This is a genomic window from Allobosea massiliensis (assembly GCF_042655245.1).
Classification (GTDB): Bacteria; Pseudomonadota; Alphaproteobacteria; order Rhizobiales; family Beijerinckiaceae; genus Allobosea; species Allobosea massiliensis.
Map to the genome: position 1 here is coordinate 1 of NZ_JBHSLU010000096.1, position 17,204 is coordinate 17,204.

21 protein-coding genes and 1 tRNA gene are annotated in these 17,204 nt (G+C 67.5%); 12 read left to right on the forward strand and 10 right to left on the reverse strand.

Annotation, left to right across the window (positions count from 1 at the left end; translation table 11 throughout):
• Nucleotides 1–54 precede the first annotated feature (54 nt).
• Nucleotides 55–1,134 carry a diguanylate cyclase gene (locus ACFPN9_RS25000; RefSeq protein WP_377817811.1) on the reverse strand — a complete coding sequence of 360 codons (1,080 nt, stop codon included), beginning with the start codon at nucleotides 1,132–1,134 and terminating at the stop codon, nucleotides 55–57.
• Between the two features lie 169 nt (nucleotides 1,135–1,303).
• Nucleotides 1,304–1,681, reverse strand: a complete 378-nt coding sequence (locus ACFPN9_RS25005; protein WP_066719188.1) for a DUF2147 domain-containing protein — start codon at nucleotides 1,679–1,681, stop codon at nucleotides 1,304–1,306.
• 128 nt (nucleotides 1,682–1,809) lie between these two features.
• Between ACFPN9_RS25005 and ACFPN9_RS25010 the strand changes: the two genes are divergently transcribed.
• Complete coding sequence (locus tag ACFPN9_RS25010) at nucleotides 1,810–2,211, forward strand: DUF2177 family protein (protein WP_066719186.1); 402 nt, start codon at nucleotides 1,810–1,812, stop codon at nucleotides 2,209–2,211.
• Here ACFPN9_RS25010 and ACFPN9_RS25015 read toward each other — a convergent pair.
• Together ACFPN9_RS25015 and ACFPN9_RS25020 are read right to left on the reverse strand one after the other, a co-directional pair.
• Nucleotides 2,173–2,790 (reverse strand): hypothetical protein, encoded by a 618-nt coding sequence (locus ACFPN9_RS25015; RefSeq protein WP_066719183.1) that lies wholly within the window; start codon nucleotides 2,788–2,790, stop codon nucleotides 2,173–2,175. The two genes, ACFPN9_RS25010 and ACFPN9_RS25015, sit on opposite strands and share 39 nt — an antisense overlap.
• 77 nt (nucleotides 2,791–2,867) lie before the next feature.
• Nucleotides 2,868–4,475, reverse strand: a complete 1,608-nt coding sequence (locus tag ACFPN9_RS25020; RefSeq protein ID WP_066719180.1) for a carboxyl transferase domain-containing protein — start codon at nucleotides 4,473–4,475, stop codon at nucleotides 2,868–2,870.
• Nucleotides 4,476–4,748: 273 nt separating this feature from the next.
• On the opposite strand from ACFPN9_RS25020, the gene ACFPN9_RS25025 reads away from it, so the two are divergent.
• On the forward strand, nucleotides 4,749–5,330 hold the full coding sequence (locus ACFPN9_RS25025) for a DUF2272 domain-containing protein (protein ID WP_066719178.1): 582 nt from the start codon (nucleotides 4,749–4,751) through the stop codon (nucleotides 5,328–5,330).
• On the opposite strand, the gene lipB is transcribed toward ACFPN9_RS25025, so the two are convergent.
• Entirely contained in the window at nucleotides 5,311–6,051 is a 741-nt protein-coding gene (gene lipB, locus ACFPN9_RS25030; protein WP_066719174.1) for a lipoyl(octanoyl) transferase LipB, read from the reverse strand. The two genes, ACFPN9_RS25025 and lipB, sit on opposite strands and share 20 nt — an antisense overlap.
• A 121-nt stretch (nucleotides 6,052–6,172) precedes the next feature.
• Here lipB and ACFPN9_RS25035 point away from each other — a divergent pair, with 121 nt between their 5' ends.
• The 8 genes from ACFPN9_RS25035 to ACFPN9_RS25070 all read left to right on the forward strand — a co-directional run bounded on the left by ACFPN9_RS25035 (nucleotide 6,173) and on the right by ACFPN9_RS25070 (nucleotide 13,332).
• Nucleotides 6,173–6,442, forward strand: coding sequence for a FliM/FliN family flagellar motor switch protein (locus tag ACFPN9_RS25035; RefSeq protein ID WP_066719171.1), 270 nt, complete (start codon nucleotides 6,173–6,175; stop codon nucleotides 6,440–6,442).
• Between the two features lie 97 nt (nucleotides 6,443–6,539).
• Nucleotides 6,540–6,624 (forward strand) — tRNA-Leu (locus ACFPN9_RS25040).
• Nucleotides 6,625–6,815: 191 nt separating this feature from the next.
• A complete protein-coding gene (gene mgtE / locus ACFPN9_RS25045) occupies nucleotides 6,816–8,222 on the forward strand; it encodes a magnesium transporter (RefSeq protein WP_377817812.1) in 1,407 nt (468 codons plus the stop codon).
• 61 nt (nucleotides 8,223–8,283) lie between these two features.
• On the forward strand, nucleotides 8,284–9,225 hold the full coding sequence (locus ACFPN9_RS25050; RefSeq protein WP_082735460.1) for a glycoside hydrolase family 25 protein: 942 nt from the start codon (nucleotides 8,284–8,286) through the stop codon (nucleotides 9,223–9,225).
• Nucleotides 9,226–9,361: 136 nt separating this feature from the next.
• A complete protein-coding gene (locus tag ACFPN9_RS25055; RefSeq protein ID WP_245289495.1) occupies nucleotides 9,362–10,288 on the forward strand; it encodes a glycoside hydrolase family 25 protein in 927 nt (308 codons plus the stop codon).
• 78 nt (nucleotides 10,289–10,366) lie between these two features.
• Complete coding sequence (locus tag ACFPN9_RS25060) at nucleotides 10,367–11,377, forward strand: CorA family divalent cation transporter (protein WP_066719164.1); 1,011 nt, start codon at nucleotides 10,367–10,369, stop codon at nucleotides 11,375–11,377.
• 140 nt (nucleotides 11,378–11,517) lie between these two features.
• A complete protein-coding gene (locus ACFPN9_RS25065; RefSeq protein ID WP_066719161.1) occupies nucleotides 11,518–12,690 on the forward strand; it encodes an isovaleryl-CoA dehydrogenase in 1,173 nt (390 codons plus the stop codon).
• A 126-nt stretch (nucleotides 12,691–12,816) separates the two neighbouring features.
• Nucleotides 12,817–13,332 (forward strand): gamma-glutamylcyclotransferase family protein, encoded by a 516-nt coding sequence (locus tag ACFPN9_RS25070; RefSeq protein WP_082735456.1) that lies wholly within the window; start codon nucleotides 12,817–12,819, stop codon nucleotides 13,330–13,332.
• Between the two features lie 9 nt (nucleotides 13,333–13,341).
• Here the strand turns inward: ACFPN9_RS25070 and ACFPN9_RS25075 are convergent, their stop codons facing one another.
• Together ACFPN9_RS25075 and ACFPN9_RS25080 are read right to left on the reverse strand one after the other, a co-directional pair.
• Nucleotides 13,342–13,524 carry a hypothetical protein gene (locus tag ACFPN9_RS25075; protein ID WP_066719160.1) on the reverse strand — a complete coding sequence of 61 codons (183 nt, stop codon included), beginning with the start codon at nucleotides 13,522–13,524 and terminating at the stop codon, nucleotides 13,342–13,344.
• Nucleotides 13,521–13,949, reverse strand: coding sequence for a rhodanese-like domain-containing protein (locus tag ACFPN9_RS25080; RefSeq protein ID WP_066719158.1), 429 nt, complete (start codon nucleotides 13,947–13,949; stop codon nucleotides 13,521–13,523). Before ACFPN9_RS25080 ends, ACFPN9_RS25075 begins: the two co-directional genes overlap by 4 nt.
• A 111-nt stretch (nucleotides 13,950–14,060) precedes the next feature.
• Here ACFPN9_RS25080 and ACFPN9_RS25085 point away from each other — a divergent pair, with 111 nt between their 5' ends.
• Nucleotides 14,061–14,771 carry a DUF599 domain-containing protein gene (locus ACFPN9_RS25085; protein ID WP_066719155.1) on the forward strand — a complete coding sequence of 237 codons (711 nt, stop codon included), beginning with the start codon at nucleotides 14,061–14,063 and terminating at the stop codon, nucleotides 14,769–14,771.
• A gap of 13 nt (nucleotides 14,772–14,784) precedes the next feature.
• The gene (locus ACFPN9_RS25090; protein ID WP_066719153.1) at nucleotides 14,785–15,054 is read left to right on the forward strand and encodes a DUF3253 domain-containing protein; all 270 of its coding nucleotides are present in this window, start codon (nucleotides 14,785–14,787) and stop codon (nucleotides 15,052–15,054) included.
• Nucleotides 15,055–15,058: 4 nt separating this feature from the next.
• On the opposite strand, the gene ACFPN9_RS25095 is transcribed toward ACFPN9_RS25090, so the two are convergent.
• From ACFPN9_RS25095 to ACFPN9_RS25105, 3 genes are all read right to left on the reverse strand, one after another.
• A complete protein-coding gene (locus tag ACFPN9_RS25095) occupies nucleotides 15,059–15,847 on the reverse strand; it encodes a YdcF family protein (RefSeq protein WP_066719151.1) in 789 nt (262 codons plus the stop codon).
• Between the two features lie 69 nt (nucleotides 15,848–15,916).
• Entirely contained in the window at nucleotides 15,917–16,432 is a 516-nt protein-coding gene (locus ACFPN9_RS25100) for a lysozyme inhibitor LprI family protein (RefSeq protein WP_066719149.1), read from the reverse strand.
• 53 nt (nucleotides 16,433–16,485) lie between these two features.
• Nucleotides 16,486–17,106, reverse strand: coding sequence for a glutathione S-transferase family protein (locus ACFPN9_RS25105; protein ID WP_066719146.1), 621 nt, complete (start codon nucleotides 17,104–17,106; stop codon nucleotides 16,486–16,488).
• Nucleotides 17,107–17,204 lie beyond the last annotated feature (98 nt).

The window sequence follows — 17,204 nt, forward strand, 5'->3', positions numbered from 1 at the left end:
TTCCAGACGCGTAACCGCATGACTATCAATATGGCTATCCATATCGACAGTCAGCTACCGCCTCTTGATCAGCGCAAGATGGCCCTCCTCGGAGGCGTACCCGATATCGAGCGTCTGGCCGTAGAAGACGTAAGGCGTTGCGAACAGATTCTCCATGACGAAGGACGAGGTGCCGCCCTCGGCGGAGCCGGGCGTCACCACCACCAGTTCGTCACCGCCCCAGCGGGCGATCAGGGCGTTGGCCGGCAGTCTGGTCATCAGCCGCAACGCGATCTCGCGCAGGACATAGTCGCCGGCGTCATGACCCAGCGTGTCGTTGATGCGCTTGAAGCGGTTGAGGTCGAGGAAATAGACGCATGCCGTGGCTGCGCCGGTGATCGCCCTGTCGAATTGCTCGGACAGGCCCCGGCGGTTCAAGAGGCCGGTCAGCAGGTCGTGCGACGCCTGGTGCTCAAGCGTCTCGGTGCGCTCGCGGACCTTGTTCTCCAGCGTCTGGTTGGCGTCGAGGATTTCGGCCATCAGCTCGCTGTTGCGCTGACCAAGTTGCACGGACTGCAGCAGCAGGATGCGGTTGGCCCTGTGGCCGGCGATCATCACGCCACAAAAGACGAATCCCAGCAGGCCGATCACCGAATCGGGACCGCTTTCCAGTATCAGCCGGATGGCGCCGGGAACCATGAGCGTCGCGATGTAGAGCGGACCGACGATTCCGAAGGGCGAGAGAATGCCGATCGCACCCGCGGCCATGCCGGCCAGAACGATGCTCGTCGCGAATTTCACCAGCGGGTCGGCCACGCCCAGCAGCAGCCAGGCGAGGACGGCCCAGCTCACGGCCGCGGCCAGCTTGCCCAGGCCGGCGATGAAGATTTCGCGTTCCGGCGTCGGCCCCTGCCCCCGCGCCATCGCAGCCCCCATGGCCCTATGGCCGGCAATGCGCACGAGAGAAACCAGCGTGACGAGGCCGAACCACCACCAGACCCAGGTCACCCCAGCGGCGGCCGCAAGAACCGAGACCGCCGTGGATGCGACATAATTGACGAAGAGCGCGGGGAGATAATTGCGCCGAACGATCGGGACCAGTGCGGCGGCAACCTGACCCGACTGGCGCGAGGGCGGGGTGGGATGCGTGGTCAACCGGCTCGTCCAGCTTAAGAGACTCACAATGTGAGTGTCACTCATACAAGACAAATCGGTATCCAAACGTAAACAGTCCGCGCATGGGGCAGGAGCCGCTCAGGCTCCCGCCCCATGCTGTCACAATGCCTCCGAGGATGGGGGGCCCGCCTTGCCCCCTCACGTGGCGCTACTCGGCCGGCGTCCAGTTCACGGTCTTGCACAGCACCCCGATGATGCAGCCGCGGGTCGAAAGACCGTCGGGCTTGACGGTCAGCGTCATCGCGTAGCTTCGGTTGCGCTTGGGATCGAAGGCCTCGCCCTTGAGGCTGTCGGCACCGGCCGGCTTGAGCGTCAGCACCAGACGATCACCGACCTCTTCGCCGCCGCTCGTATCCTTGACCCAGACATTGGTCGCGCAGATGTTGCTGCCGCAGGGTGCGATCCGGACGCGTGCGTTGCCGTCGTCGCGCAGCCAGACGCCACTCGGATCGGGGCTGTTGGCCAGGACCGGCAGAGCCGGGACAATGGACAGGCCCAAGGCGATCAGCGTGGACTTCAGCATCATGGCTTCCTCTCCAATCGTTTCGTGATCGGGATACGCGGTGCGCCGTCGACCGGTTTCACGATCACGCGCAATGTGATCTCCGCAGCATCTGGTGGCGTAACCCTCCGACAGCAACCCGGAGAATCGCTTTGAAAATCCTTCTGACGGCCTATGGTGCCGCCGCCCTCGCCTTTCTCGCGATCGACGCGGTCTGGCTCTCGACCATGGCCAATCTGATGTATCGCCCGCTGCTGGGTGATCTGCTGGCGCCGAGTTTCCGGCTCGCACCGGCAGTCCTGTTCTACGTGATCTATATCGGCGGTATCGTTTTCTTCGCCATCCGGCCGGCCCTCGCCAACGGCCGCCTCGCCACCGCCGCGCTCCACGGCGCCGCGCTCGGTTTCGTCGCTTACGGCACCTATGACTTGACCAATCACGCCACGCTGCGCGACTGGCCGGCCATCATCACCGTCGCCGACATGATCTGGGGCACGCTGCTGACGGCGAGCGCCTCAGTCGCGGGCTATGCCGCCGCCCGCCGCTTTGCCTGAGCCGGCCGCTTCGGCCTCCGCCAGCAGGGTCGAAAAGGAGAGCGCGGTGAAGGCGGTCAGCCCTCCCGCGCTCATCATGTTGAGCCGCAGCAGGGCGGCGTATTGCGCCTCGCTGTAGAGATGAAACGGCGCGCCATAGGCGCCGTGCAGGACGAAATAGGCGAGGAAGCAGACGCCGGCGAGCGGGAACGCCGCGATCCAGCGCTCATGCGGACGGAAGATCAGCAGCGCCAGCACTGCGCACGGCACGAGGAAGATCTCGACGCCCGAAGCCACGCCGAAGACCTTGGCCGAGAGCAGCGTGTTGGCGATGCCCGCGACCGGCAGCATCGCCCGCCCGACCAGCGTGTTCCAGCGCGACAGCGCCGGCACGGCGAGGAAGAACGGCGTCGAGAGGAAGGTCCATGCCGTCGGCCCGATCTCGGGTCCGACCGTCCAGTAGACATAGAGCGGATAGAAGGGCTGGTTCGAGGCGACGAGCAGCGCGAAGAAATTCGCGGTGGCGACACGCGGATCAGGATGGTGCGCATAGGCCTTGAGCGCGGCCATGGCGTCGTTGAACCGGGCGATGAGGGACATGGGCTGCAGCCTCGTGCGAGGGGCGATGACGCATCTACGCCCCCCGCCGCGGCTTGGGTCACAAGCCCGCCGGCGGCTCACATGCGGAAGACGCCGAACTTGGTCTCCCGCACCGGCGCGTTGAGGCAGGCGGAGAAGGCCAGCGCCAGAACGCGCCGGGTTTCCGAGGGCAGGATGATGCCATCGTCCCAGAGCCGCGCCGTGGCGTAATAGGGCGAGCCCTCGGCCTCGATCTTGTCGCGGATCGGCTTCTTGAAGGCCTCCTCCTCTTCCGCGCTCCAGCTCTTGCCTTCCGCCTCGATATTGTCGCGGCGCACCGTCGCCAGCACGCTGGAGGCCTGCTCATGGCCCATCACCGAGACGCGGGAATTGGGCCAGGAAAACAGGAAGCGCGGCGAATAGGCCCGCCCGCACATCCCGTAATTGCCGGCACCGAAGGAGCCGCCGACCAGCACGGTGATCTTCGGCACCCGCGCCGAGGCGACCGCCGTGACGAGCTTCGCCCCGTCCTTGGCGATGCCGCGGGTCTCGACGTCGCGGCCGACCATGAAGCCGGTGATGTTCTGCAGGAACAGCAGCGGGATGCGCCGCTGGCAGCACAACTCGATGAAGTGAGCGCCTTTCAGCGCGCTCTCGGAGAACAGGATGCCGTTATTGCCGATGATGCCGACGGGGATGCCGTGGATGCGGGCGAAGCCGGTGACCAGGGTCGTCCCGTAGAGCTTCTTGAACTCGTCGAACTCCGAGCCGTCGACGAGCCGGGCGATGACCTCGCGGATGTCGTACTGCTTCTTGAGATCGGTCGGGACGACCGCCTCGAGTTCGGCCGGATCATAGAGCGGCTCGACCGCGTCCGCGATGTCGATGTCCGGCCGCTTCACGCTGTTGAGGTTGCCGGCGATGCGCCGCGCGATGGCGAGCGCATGGCTGTCGTCGCCGGCATAATGGTCGGCGACGCCCGAGAGCCGCGCATGGACATCGGCGCCGCCGAGGTCTTCCGCGCTCACGACCTCGCCGGTCGCCGCCTTCACCAGCGGGGGACCGCCCAGGAAGATCGTACCCTGCTGCTTCACGATCACCGTTTCGTCCGACATCGCCGGGACATAGGCGCCGCCCGCCGTGCAGGAGCCCATCACCACCGCGATCTGGGGGATGCCTTCCGCCGAGAGCGTCGCCTGGTTGTAGAAAATCCGGCCGAAATGCTCGCGGTCCGGGAAGACCTCGGTCTGGTGCGGCAGGTTCGCGCCGCCCGAATCGACGAGGTAAAGGCAGGGCAGCCGGTTCTCGCGCGCGATCTCCTGCGCCCGCAGATGCTTCTTCACCGTCATCGGGTAGTAGGTGCCGCCCTTGATGGTGGCGTCATTGCAGACGATGACGCATTCACGCCCGGCGACCCGGCCGATGCCGGCGATCATGCCGGCGCCATGGACGTCGCCCTCATACATGCCGAAGGCCGCGAGCGAGCCGATCTCGAGGAAGGGCGAGCCGGGGTCGAGCAGGCGCAGCACGCGCTCGCGGGGCAAAAGCTTGCCGCGCGCGACATGGCGTTCGCGCGAGCGCTCGTTACCGCCGAGCGCGGCGACGGCGCGGCGCTCTAGCAACTCATCCCGCAGCCCCACCCAGGCCTGCGCATTCGCCTGCGAATCGGCCGAAGCCAGATCGACCTTGCTCTCGATGACCGGCACGGCACGCTCTCCCAGGCGAAGACATCCTCGCCGGGTTATGGCCCGGACGGCTGCAAAGGCCAACCGCCGGGATGCTCACAGGGACTCAGGCAAAATCCCCCGGACGGCCGATCCTTGACTGCCAACGACCAACCGGACTTCGACCCTGCGCGACGCAGGCGGCTGTCAGCGCAGCTCTCCGAAATTGACAGGCCAAAATACTACCTATAGTTGTATAGACCTCAGATAACATTTTCTGGGTAGCAGTTCACGGTTGACGCAAAGGGGGCTGTCATGGGTGGGTTCAGCAACAAGTTGGTCATCAAGGCGCAGGACGAACTCGCCGCCTATGGCGGAATTGCGGAGCACGTATCGCCCTTGAAGGAGCGGATTGGCCTCTACTGGGATTTTCTCAAGCGGCCGGACCTCGACGGCAGCGACCATGAGGTTCCGTGGTCGGCCGCCTTCGTGTCCTTCATGGTCAATCTGGCCGGTGCGAACAGCACATTCCCCTACAGCGCCCAGCACTCCGTCTACTTTTACCGCACCATCAACGACAAGGTGATCAAGAAGGCCTCCGCCTTCTGGGGCTTTCGCCTGTCGGAGGTGACGATCGAACCCGGCGACATCATCGGCATGAACCGCTCGGGCAAGCCCCCGATCGACTACGACTGGGCGATGACGCATTCCGACTATTTCAGCCACTCTGATGTCGTCGTGTCCGTATCCGGAAAGACGGTCGAAGCCATCGGCGGCAATGTCGGATCGCCACCGGGCGAAGTGGCCCGCAAGATCTTCACCCATTCGGGCGGCAAGCTGCTGAACAAGTCGAAGACGCAGGAGGTTTTCGTCGTGATCAAGAATTTTCTGCCCTGACGCCGGCGGCTGGCGCGGACGCCACCGCGACGGTCTCGCCGAAGATCTGCTCGAACGCGGACCGCAGCGCCAAGTCGACATCGGCCATGACCAGGGGCAGGCCGAGATCGACCAGCGAGGTGACGCCGTGCCGGCTGACGCCGCAGGGCACGATCCCGTCGAAATGGGAGAGGTCCGGCTCGACATTGAGCGAGATGCCGTGAAACGAGACCCAGCGCCGCACTCGGATCCCGATGGCGGCGATCTTGTCTTCCGCGTCGGGGGCCTTCTCCGGCCGCCGGACCCAGACGCCGACCCGATCCTCCCGCCGCTCCCCGCGCACATTGAAGGCGTCGAGGGTGTCGATCAGCCAGGCTTCCAGCGCCGCGACGAAGCGGCGGAGATCCGGCTCGCGCCGCTTCAGGTCGAGCATGACATAGGCCACGCGCTGGCCGGGGCCATGATAGGTGTATTGGCCGCCGCGCCCGCTGCGATGCACCGGGAATCGCTCAGGCGCGATCAGATCCTCGTCCTTCGCCGAGGTGCCGGCGGTATAGAGCGGCGGATGCTCCACCAGCCAGACCCGTTCGGGAGCGAGCCCGTCGGCGATCAGCCCGGCCCGGTGCTCCATCTCGGCCACCGCCTCGTCATAGCCGACGAGCCCATCGGCCACGACCCATTCGACCGGCGGCGAGCCGGCGGCAGGCCGGAACAATTCGGAGAGCGCCTCGCGCGTCTTCACTGCGCATTAACCCTGTTGCGACCAACTTCGGACGGAAGCGGCGGCGAGCCTCATGCTCCCAGCCGGGGCAACAGGCAAGTTTGGTTGTTCGTATTCTGAAGTAGGGTTCCGGAGGCAGGACTTGAAGGCCGATCTCGATCTCGTTCCCGTCGAACTGACGGTCGTGCTGGGTTCCGCGCGGATGCCGATCTACAAGCTGCTGCGCATGGGCCGCGGCGCCATCATCGAGCTCAACGCCAGCGAGACCGACGAGGTCCAGATTCTCGCCAACAACCACCCCTTCGCCAAGGGAATCGTCGTCGTCAGCGGCCAGAGGATCTCGGTCGAGATCACCCAGATGCTGAAGCGGCCGACCGTCTACACCCTCGAAACCGTGGCCGCGGCAGCCTGATCGCGTTTTCCTGCGCAATGCCCTTGTGGCGACGGATTCGATTTGCTAGACCCGCGCCGCTCCGGAGTTCACCGCCACGGCGGGACGCTCCGACGCCGCGGTCATGGCGGAATTGGTAGACGCACTACCTTGAGGTGGTAGCGGGGAGACCCGTGGAGGTTCGAGTCCTCTTGACCGCACCAAATTGAGGGCGAGAGCCCGGCGAACGGCGATCCGAAAGGGTCGCCGTTCGCGTTTCCGGGCCAACCCATCGCCTTCGCCGCAATCGCGCCCTGTTGCATTGCAACGAGGCCGGGCCGCTGACACAAGGGCGGCACGCGCCGCTCCATAGCCTGGTCGCGCCGATTCCCTTTCTCGCAGCACGGAGCGGCCCATGACGGACACCGAGAACGCTGCGACGGATGCCCCCGAGCGCCCGATCCGCGACGAGGACGGCGCCATCGATACCGCGCTCGTCGAGCAGGTCTCGCAGGCGCTGCTGCTGTCGGACCTGACGACGCTGCGCGCGGTCGTCGCCGACATGCACGAGGCCGATCTCGGCGCGCTGCTGGAAGCGCTCGACCCGGAGGAGCGCACGCGGCTGATCTCGCTGCTGGGCCGCGACTTCGACTTCACGGCGCTGACCGAGGTCGACGATTCGGTCCGCGAGGAAATCCTCGAGACACTGTCGCCCGAGACGGTGGCCGAGGGCGTGCGCGATCTCGACACCGACGACGCCGTCTACATCCTCGAGGACCTCGACGAAGCCGACAAGCAGGAGGTTCTCGACCGGCTCACCCCCGCCGAGCGCATCGTCCTGCAGCAGGGCCTGGACTATCCCGAAGGTAGCGCAGGCCGGCGCATGCAGAGCGAGATCCTCGCCGTGCCCGCCTTCTGGACCGTCGGCCAGACGATCGACCATCTGCGCCAGACCGACGACCTGCCCGAGCGCTTCTTCGAAATCCTCGTCGCCGATCCAGCCCACCACTTCGTCGGCTCGGTGCCGCTCGACCGGCTGCTGCGCACGCGGCGCCCGGTCGAGATCGCGACGCTGGTCGACGAGGACAGCCGCTCGGTCAAGGCCACCGACGACATCGAGGACGTGGCGCGGCTCTTCCAGCGCTACAATCTGATCGCGGTCCCGGTGGTCGACCAAGCCTCGCGGCTGGTCGGCGTCGTCACAATCGACGACATCGTCGACGTGATCGAGGAGGCGGCCGACGACGACGTCAAGCAGCTCGGCGGCGTCAATGCGGACGAGGAACTGTCCGACCCGGTGCGCGAGATTGCACGCAGCCGCTTCAGCTGGCTGTTCGTCAACCTCTTCACCTCCTTCCTCGCCGCAGCGGTGATGAGCCTGTTCGAGGCGCAGCTCTCCCAGGTCGTGGCGCTCGCGATCCTCGCCCCCGTCGTGGCGAGCCAGGGCGGCAACGCGGCGACTCAGACCATGACGGTGGCCGTACGGGCGCTGGCGACACAGGAGCTGGGCGGCTGGAATCTGCGCCGCTTCGTCACCCGCGAGATGATCGTCGGGCTGATCAACGGCGTCGGCTTCGCGCTGATCACCGGCCTCGTCGCGGCGCTGTGGTTCGGCAGCCAGGGGCTCGGCGTCGTCATCGCCATCGCCATGGTCGTCAATCTGCTCGCCGCCGCCATGGCCGGGGTCGCGATCCCCGTGCTGCTCGACCGTTTCGGGATCGATCCCGCCGTCGCCTCCGGCACCTTCGTCACGACCGTGACCGACGTGGTCGGGTTCTTTTCCTTCCTGGGCGTCGCGGCGATCTGGCTCGCCCATGCCTGAAATCGCCCGGGCGCGAGCAGCGTAAACGGCCCGTCAAGCTTTCTCCTCAATGTTGCGGCACATGACCGTCCGCCGCATGAACCCCTTCACGCCCGCATCCCTCTTCGCTGCCGCCGCGCTGGCCGTGCTCGGCGGCTGCGTCGCCATGGAGGGCCACTACCCGGCCAAGGGCGATGCACGCCCCCATCCCGGCGTGGCGGAAGCGCTGCGCTATCCGATCCAGGGCATCGACATCTCGCGCTGGCAAGGCGACATCGACTGGACGGCCGTGAAGGGGGCCGGCACGCGCTTCGTCTTCATGAAGGCGACGGAAGGCGGCGACCACATCGACCCGATGTTCCTGCGCAACTGGGAAGGCGCCCGCCGCGCCGGCATCCCGCGCGGCGCCTACCACTTCGTCTACTGGTGCCGGCCCGCCCATGAGCAGGCGCTCTGGTTCAAGCAGCACATTCCCAACGACCCCGACGCGCTGCCGCCGGTGCTCGACGTCGAGTGGAACGGCCATTCGCGGAGCTGCCCGAAGAAGATCGACCGCAATCTCGCGCTGGAGAAGATCCAGCTGATGCTGACCGAGCTGGAACAGCTCACCGGCAAGAAGCCGATCATCTACACCGACATCACCTTCCACAAGGATGTGCTGGAAGGGCAGTTCAACGACTATCCCTACTGGATCCGCTCGACCGCCGCCCTCCCCGAGACGCGTTACGCCAACCGGCCCTGGGAGTTCTGGCAGTTCACGACGACGGGCCGCGTGCCGGGCATCAAGGGCGACGTGGACCGCAACGCCTTCTTCGGCAACGAGGGCGAGTTCGTCGGTTGGCGCACCGGTGAGTTCGACATCGGCACGCGCCAGTGGAAACGCCAGCCGCGGGTCCCGCCGCAGCCGAGCCCAGGCCCGGACCGGCCGGCGGCGCCGACGCCCGCCGTCGCCGCCATTCCCGGCAGCGTTGCGCCGGTCTCCTCCGCCTTCCGGCCGGCCGAGGAGATCGCCGAGGGCGACTGACCGCGCCGTGCGTCGCCCCCGGTGCTTTGGCGGTTAACCAAAGCTGAAACGAAGCGGCCGCATTCGAGCCAATTCTAACCGGCCCTTAACCACGCCCTCGCCATCTCGACGGATGAGCCAGGAGAGGGAGAAGCCGGTGCGATCGACGATGTGGAAGCGGGTGGCCCTCCCAGCCGTCCTTGCCGGCCTGCTCGCCGCCCTCACCGGCCCCGCCGAAGCGCTCTATCCCAAGAAGAGCGATGCGGCCCCGCATCACGGCGTCCGCGACGCCCGCCGCCAGGCGATCCAGGGCATCGACGTCTCGCGCTGGCAGGGCGAGATCGACTGGGAGAAGGTCGCCGATGCCGGCACGCGTTTCGCCTTCATCAAGGCGACCGAGGGCGGCGACCATCTCGACCCCAATTTCCGCCGCAACTGGGCCGGCGCCAAGAAGGCCGGTATCGCGCGCGGCGCGTATCATTTCGTCTGGTGGTGCCGCCCGGCCAAGGAGCAGGTCCGCTGGTTCAAGCGCCACATCCCGCGCGATCCCGACGCCCTGCCGCCCGTGCTGGACGTCGAGTGGCAGAACGGCTCGCAATGCACCCGCAAGGTCTCGCGCGAGGACGCGCTCGAGAAGATGCGCATCATGCTCGCGGCGCTGCAGGAGCACACCGGCAAGAAGCCGATCATCTACACCGACATCAACTTCCACGAGGACATCCTCGAGGGTGAGTTCAACGACTATCCCTACTGGCTGCGCTCGACCGCGGCACCGCTGAAGCACCGCTACAACCGCGAGAAGTGGGAGTTCTGGCAGTTCACCACCACCGGCCGCGTGCCCGGCATCACCGGCGATGTCGATCGCAACGCCTTCTTCGGCAGCGAGCAGCAATTCGCCGCCTGGCGCGAGGGCCGCTTCGACATCGGCTCGCGCAAATGGCGCGGCAGCGAGCCGCGCGTGGCCGGCCGGAAGCCGCCCGCCACCGCCGCCGGCAACCGGGCGCCGAAGGCCGCGGGCGGAACGATCCTGCGCATGACGCCGCCCGGCAAGGTGCCGCAGCGCACTGCCCGCAATGACGACTGAGGCGGCGCGGCCGTCATCGAAGCGTCATCGAGCGGGCGCAGGCCTGCGCCTGCCCCTCCGCACGCGCTCCGGCCGCCCATGAACGCTCCCGCCCCCCTCCCCGATGCGCAGTCCAGCATCGGCATCATCTGGGCCTATCGCTTCGACGCCGATGGCACCCCGAGCCTGATCACGCGGGACACGGTGCCGGACGTCGCACCGGAGACCGGCTTCGTCTGGCTTCATCTCGATCTCGTCCACAGCCGCGCCAAGGACTGGATCACCCAGCAGCCCTGGCTGCCGGCGGCGGCCGAGGACATGTTCGTCTCGCCCGAGACGCATCAGCGGCTGGACCACTCCGCCGGCCTCGTCTGGGGCGTCTCCCACGATCTCGTGCGCGATGTCGCCGCCGATTCCGACATGGTCGGGCCGCTCTACTGGATCGTCGGCGAGCGGCTACTGCTCACCGGCCGGCGCGAAGCCCTGCAGTCGATCCGGCTCGCGGCCGATGCGCTGAACCGCGGCGAGACGGTCGAGGGGCCGGTCCAGCTCTTCGAATTGATCATCGAATACATCATCGACGACGTCGCCCGCGCCGTCGTGCGGCTGATGGACGAGACCGACGATGTCGAGGACAAGGTGCTGGCGGACAGCTTCGACGACGCGCCGGCCAGCGTCGGCGCGGTGAGGCGCATGGCGGTGCGGCTGCACCGGCAGCTCGGCGGACTGCATCTGCTGTTTCGCCGCTTCGCCGAGACCAGCTCCGGCCGCAAATCGCCCGCGGAGGTCAAGGAGGCCGCGGCGCGCCTGCTCCAGCGCATCGACGGGCTGCATCACGATGTCCAGTCGGTGCAGGACCGCGCCCGACTGCTGCAGGACGAAATGACCGCCCGCACGGCGAGCCAGACCAACCGCCAGCTCTATGTCCTCTCGATCCTGACGGCCCTGTTCATGCCGGCGACCTTCATCACCGGCCTGTTCGGCATCAATGTGAAGGGCCTGCCCTGGATGGAGCACGATCTCGGCGCGCTCTTCGTCGCGCTGACCTGCCTCGCCGCCGCACTGCTGACGCTGGTGATGCTGCGCCGCCGCGGGGTCATCGGCGGCTGACGGGCCGGAGGCCGGCTCATGCCTGCGGCATCGATGCCCAACGCGCTGGGCGCCCGCGCGCGCTGACTTGGGCGCCAGCCGCGCTATAAGTCGAGGAAACGCCGGACGCCGACGCCGCGCCGGCCCCTCGGGAGGTCACCATGCTCGCCAATGCGCCCCGCCCCTTCAATTTCGACCTCGGCGAGACCGCCGACGCGATACGCGACACGGTCCACGGCTTCGCGCAGGAGAAGATCGCGCCACGCGCCCAGGAGATCGACCAGACCAACCAGTTCCCGCGCGATCTCTGGCCGCAGATGGGCGCGCTCGGCCTCCACGGCATCACGGTCAAGGAGGAGGATGGGGGAGCAGGGCTCGGCTATCTCGAGCATGTCGTGGCGATCGAGGAGGTCTCCCGCGCCTCGGCCTCGGTCGGCCTCTCCTACGGCGCCCACAGCAATCTCTGCATCAACCAGATCGCCCGCAACGGCAACGCCGCCCAGAAGGCGAAATACCTGCCCAAGCTGATCTCGGGCGAGCATGTCGGCGCGCTCGCCATGTCCGAGCCCGGCGCGGGCTCGGACGTGGTCTCGATGAAGACGAAGGCGGTGAAGAAGGGCGACCGTTACGTCCTCACCGGCAACAAGATGTGGATCACCAACGGACCCATCGCCGAGACGCTGGTGGTCTACGCCAAGACCGATCCCGAGGCCGGCTCCAAGGGCATCACCGCCTTCCTGATCGAGAAGGGCATGACGGGCTTCTCGACCCACCAGAAGCTCGACAAGCTCGGCATGCGTGGCTCCGACACCTGCGAGTTGGTCTTCGAGGAGTGCGAGGTGCCCGAGGAGAACGTGCTGGGCAGCGTCGGCCGTGGCGTCAACGTGCTGATGTCGGGCCTCGACTATGAGCGCGTCGTGCTGGCGGCAGGCCCGCTCGGCATCATGCAGGCGGCGCTCGACGTGGTCATGCCCTATGTCCACGAGCGCAAGCAGTTTGGCCAGGCGATCGGCGAGTTCCAGCTCGTCCAGGGCAAGATCGCCGACATGTATGTGATGATGAACGCCTGCAAGGCCTATGTGTATGCCGTCGCCAAGGCCTGCGACCGCGGCGAGACCACCCGCGAGGACGCCGCCGGCGCGATTCTGATCGCGGCAGAGAAGGCGACCCAGATCGCGCTCGATGCCATCCAGCTACTCGGCGGCAACGGCTACATCAACGACTACCCGACCGGGCGCCTGCTGCGTGATGCGAAGCTCTACGAGATCGGCGCCGGCACCAGCGAAATCCGGCGCATGCTGATCGGGCGGGAATTGTTCCAGAAGACGAAATGACGGCCACACGCCGTCATGCTCGGGCTTGACCCGAGCATCTCGGGACGAGAGGACAGCAGGCGCTTCGTTCGGCCCGAGATTCTCGGGTCTGCGCTTCGCTCCGCCCGAGAATGACGCGAGGCTCGAATGCCCCTCTACTTCGCCTACGGCCTCAACATGGACCCCGCCGGCATGGCGCAGCGCTGCCCGCGCTCCAAGCCGCTGGGCCTCGCCCGCCTGCCGCGCCACCGCTTCCTCGTCACCACCGACGGCTACGCCTCCGTCGTTCGCGACCCGCGCGAGGAAGTCCATGGCGTGCTCTGGGACTGTTCGCTGGGCGACATCCGCACGCTCGACAAGTTCGAGGACCTCGCCAGCGGGCTCTGTGTCAAGATCAGCCAGCCGGTGATCGTGCCCGGCGGCGCCAAGCGGGCGCTCGTCTATATCGGCCGCTCGGGCGATCCCGGCCGGCCCAAGCCCGGCTATATGGAAACCGTCATCGCCGCAGCGCAACACTGGGCCCTGCCAGAGAGTTACGTAGCCGGCTTGAATCGTTTTCTGAGCAAGCCGACTCTGGATCTGAAGACGCCGCCCGCAGCGGAGCCCGCGCTGCCACCAGGGCCGGTTCCTGGCGTCAGGCCGCGTGCCCTGGCCCCGAAATAGGGCCCAGCCCTATTTCCACAGCAGCGCCACGAGCCTGACCGCGATCACCAGCAGGAAGCCGGCGATGATCGTGCCGACGATGCGGTGACGCTTCGCCCGGTCGGGGAACTGGCGGTTGAACAGACGGCCCAGCGGCTTGCGGAACAGGAAGGCGACGACCAGCAGGATGACGAAGACGTTGACCGGGCTCACGCGGTCGCCTTCGACGCCGGATCGCGGGGCTCGGCCGCATCGAAAGGCGCGCCGGCCTTCTTCCAGGCACCGAAGCCGCCGGCCATGTGCGCCACCGGCTTCAGCCCCATCTCCTGCGCGGCCTTCGCCGCCAGCGCCGAGCGCCAGCCGCCCGCGCAGAAGAAGACGAAGCGCTTGTCCTGCTGGAAGACAGGCTTGGCGTAGGGGCTCTCGGGATCGATCCAGAACTCGAGCATGCCGCGCGGGCAGTGGAACGCCTCGGGCATCCGCCCTTCCCGCTCCAGTTCGCGCGGATCGCGCAGATCGACGAAGACGACGTCGTCGCGCCCCAGCAGCGCCTGCGCCTGCTCGACGCTCAGCGTCTCGACGACGGCCTCGGCTTCGGCCAGCAACGCCTTGTAGCCCTTGGTGATGGTCTGCGGCACGGCCGGCCTCCTTCCCTGAAACGGGCGGCACCGTGGCCATTGCCGCAGCCTGCGTCAATCGCGCCTTGCCGCGCCCGCGCCCGCGCCGCACTGTGCGCGCCGGAGATAAGAATGATCGGATTCGGAACGCTCGACATCATCGGCGCCGCCTTCTTCGCGGCGGCCTGGATCGGCTACCATTTCGCCGTGGAGATGGGTCCACACGCCGGCAAGAGCCTGAACATGCGGATGAATCTGCGTCGCGCCCGCTGGATCCGCGAATCGATGGGGCGTGACAACCGCATCGTCGACACGCAGATCATGAACGGCCTGCAGAACGGCACGGCCTTCTTCGCCTCGACCTCGCTGATCGCCATCGGCGGCACGCTGACGCTGCTGCAATCGACCGATCGGGTCGTGGCGCTGTTCTCGGACCTGCCCTTCGGCACGGTGCCGACGCGCGCCGTCTGGGAGCTCAAGGTCATCGGGCTCGCCCTGATCTTCGGCTACGCCTTCTTCAAATTCGCCTGGAGCTACCGGCTGTTCAACTACTGCGTCATCCTGCTGGGCTCGCTGCCGCCGGCCAAGAACCATGATCCGGAGGATGCGCAGCGCGCCGTCCATGAGGCGATCGAGATGAACGTCGCCGGCGGGCGCCATTTCAACCGCGGCCAGCGCGCCTTCTTCTTCGCGCTCGCCTATATGGGCTGGTTCCTGGGTCCGACGACCTTCATTCTCTTCACCGGCGCCGTGCTGATCGCGATGTACCGGCGCCAGTTCGCTTCCGACGCCGCCCGCGTCTTCCGCTATCCGGACACGACGCAGGCCAAGTCCGAGCCCTGAAGAAGTCCCAGCCATGACGAAACCCGACGAGACCGAGCTGGAAGCCACGATCCTGACGCTTGCCGCGCAGCGCGGCGAAGGCCGCACGATCTGCCCCTCGGAAGCCGCGCGCGCGCTCGGCGGCGATCATCCCGACGGCTGGGGCCCGCTGATGCAGCCGATCCGCCGCACCGCGGTCCGGCTGATGAAGGAAGGCAAAGTCGTCATCACCCGCAAGGGCCGCCCGGTCGATCCGGATGATTTCCGCGGCGTCTACCGGCTGAAGCTGCCGGAGGGCGAATAGCCCCTCACGGCCCCGGAAACAGCGCGTCGGTATAGCCGGCCAGGCGATAGGCCAGGAGCCCGACCCATTCCTTGAACCCGTCGTCGGCGATCATCAGCCCGCGCGGCGCCCGCCCCGAGACGCGCACGAATTCGGATGCCTTCTCCTCGGTCAGGTAGTCGACCGGGAAAGCCTCGACGGCGAAGCCCGCCTTGCGGAACACGCCCATCGAGCGCGGCATGTGCCAGGCCGAGGTCACCAGCAGCCAGCGTTCGCCGGGCTTCGGATCGACCAGTTGCTTGGTGAAGAGCGCATTCTCGCGGGTGTTGCGGGACTTGTCCTCGAGCAGGATTCGCTCGCGCGGCAGGCCGAGCCCTTCGAACAGCACGCTCGCGCCATCCGATTCGGTCTTGGTCACCGGCGAGATCAGATTGGCGGCGCCTCCGGTGAAGACGATCTTCGCCTGCGGATGCAGCCGCGCCAATTCGACCGCCTTGGTCATCCGCGCGGCGGCGCTCGTCAGCACCACGTCGCCGCGGGCGACGCCGATCGCCCCGCCCAGGATGATGATCCCGGTGACGGGCCCCTTCTCGGCCGGCTGCTGCGGAAAGCGGTTCTCCAGCGGCCACATCACCAGCCGCGGCAGCGGGCTGAACGCCATCAGCGCCAGAAAGCCGAGCGACGCCACGCCGAGCCAGCGCGCCGCCCGCGCCCAGCGCGTGAAGGCCAGCAGCGCCGCCAGCAACGCCAGCAGGATGGCGAGGTTCACCGGCGAAAGGACGAACCAGACCATCTTGGAGAGAACGAAGAACATGGGCGGCTTTCAGGCTTCGGGCGACCGGCCGCTTCTACCCGGTGAAAGCTGACGGGCCGCTAACGCCGTTCAGCGGATGATCTGCGGCGGCTGCTGGGACGGACGCCGCGCCGGCGCCTGCGGCCGGGCGGCACGCTCCAGTTCCAGCGCCCGGGCGGCCACCTCGCGCAGTTCGCAGCCGGCCTGCCGGCCGGGCTGGAGGGCCTCGCGCTGGGTGGCGGCATAGAAGGCGCATTTCTGCGCGACATAGCCTTCCCAGGACATCTGCAGCGCCACGAGGCGGCTGCGCTGGCCGGCATCGAGGGGCCGGCCGCTCTGCTGCACCGCCAGGACCAGCTTCTCGCGCCAGACCGCTTCCTCGCGCCGGGCGCAGCCGGCTTCCGCCGCCTGGCGATTGGCCCCGGCCGCGACCACGCAGGCCACGGCCACCGAGCCGATGCAGGACCCCGCCGCGGCTGGGTTCTCCCGCAGACAGGTGGCGAGCAGGGCGCGGTCGGCCGCCAGCGTCGGGCCGGTCTGGGCGGCCGCGGGGGCAAGGCCGAGACCAACGGCGATGAACAGCAGGGCGAGGACGGGTGCGGACATGACCGGTATCTTGCCAGCCGCCACGCCGCGATCAAGCCGCCGCCGCCTCACCATCAGGTGACCGGCAGCGGCAGAGCCGGGCCGGCCGCCGGTCGCGCGGCGATGGCCGCATACCAGCGCTCGACATGCGGCCGCGCGATGCGCTCGACCGGCATGTTGAACCAGCGATGCGCCCCGCAGCCAACGACGATGTCGGCCATGCCGAAGCGCTCGCCGGCGAGGAAGCCGCGCTCCGCGAGATGCTGGTCGAGGATCGCCATCAGCGCCTCGGCCTTGGCGACGCCGGCCGCGACGATCTCGGGCGCGGTGTATTCGGGAACCTTGCGCACCAGCCCCCACAGCACCGGCATCAGCGCCGGCTGCAGCGAGGTCTGCATCCAGTCGAGCCAGCGATCGGCATCGGCCCGGCGCGCCGGATCCTCCTCCCAGATCCAGCCCGCGCCATAGCGGGCGGCGAGATAGCGCACGATGCTGTTGGACTCCCAGATGCAGACGTCACCGTCCTCGAGCACCGGGATCTGGGCATTGGGGTTCTTCGCCAGGAACATCGGCTCGCGCAGCCCGCCGAACGGCCCCCCGCAATCGATGCGCTCGAAGCTCTGGCCGACCTCGCCGGCGGCCCAGACGACCTTCTGAACATTGATGGAGCTGATCCGCCCCCAGATCGTCAGCATGTGAACCTCCGCAATCGCGTCATGCTCGCCCTTGTGGCGAGCATCCGCGTCTTCAAACACCGCCCTCGATCGAAGAAGACGTGGATGGTCGGGACAAG

What these genes read in the sequence shown, in the direction of transcription:
- ACFPN9_RS25015 (WP_066719183.1), bottom strand. Translation starts at nt 2,790, where the DNA reads ATGTCCCTCATCGCCCGGTTCAACGACGCCATGGCCGCGCTCAAGGCC.
- ACFPN9_RS25050 (WP_082735460.1), top strand. Translation starts at nt 8,284, where the DNA reads ATGACCGTCCGCCGCATGAACCCCTTCACGCCCGCATCCCTCTTCGCT.
- ACFPN9_RS25065 (WP_066719161.1), top strand. Translation starts at nt 11,518, where the DNA reads ATGCTCGCCAATGCGCCCCGCCCCTTCAATTTCGACCTCGGCGAGACC.
- ACFPN9_RS25105 (WP_066719146.1), bottom strand. Translation starts at nt 17,106, where the DNA reads ATGCTGACGATCTGGGGGCGGATCAGCTCCATCAATGTTCAGAAGGTC.
- ACFPN9_RS25070 (WP_082735456.1), top strand. Translation starts at nt 12,817, where the DNA reads ATGCCCCTCTACTTCGCCTACGGCCTCAACATGGACCCCGCCGGCATG.
- mgtE (WP_377817812.1), top strand. Translation starts at nt 6,816, where the DNA reads ATGACGGACACCGAGAACGCTGCGACGGATGCCCCCGAGCGCCCGATC.
- ACFPN9_RS25090 (WP_066719153.1), top strand. Translation starts at nt 14,785, where the DNA reads ATGACGAAACCCGACGAGACCGAGCTGGAAGCCACGATCCTGACGCTT.
- ACFPN9_RS25100 (WP_066719149.1), bottom strand. Translation starts at nt 16,432, where the DNA reads ATGTCCGCACCCGTCCTCGCCCTGCTGTTCATCGCCGTTGGTCTCGGC.
- ACFPN9_RS25005 (WP_066719188.1), bottom strand. Translation starts at nt 1,681, where the DNA reads ATGATGCTGAAGTCCACGCTGATCGCCTTGGGCCTGTCCATTGTCCCG.
- ACFPN9_RS25095 (WP_066719151.1), bottom strand. Translation starts at nt 15,847, where the DNA reads ATGTTCTTCGTTCTCTCCAAGATGGTCTGGTTCGTCCTTTCGCCGGTG.
- ACFPN9_RS25025 (WP_066719178.1), top strand. Translation starts at nt 4,749, where the DNA reads ATGGGTGGGTTCAGCAACAAGTTGGTCATCAAGGCGCAGGACGAACTC.
- ACFPN9_RS25060 (WP_066719164.1), top strand. Translation starts at nt 10,367, where the DNA reads ATGAACGCTCCCGCCCCCCTCCCCGATGCGCAGTCCAGCATCGGCATC.
- ACFPN9_RS25085 (WP_066719155.1), top strand. Translation starts at nt 14,061, where the DNA reads ATGATCGGATTCGGAACGCTCGACATCATCGGCGCCGCCTTCTTCGCG.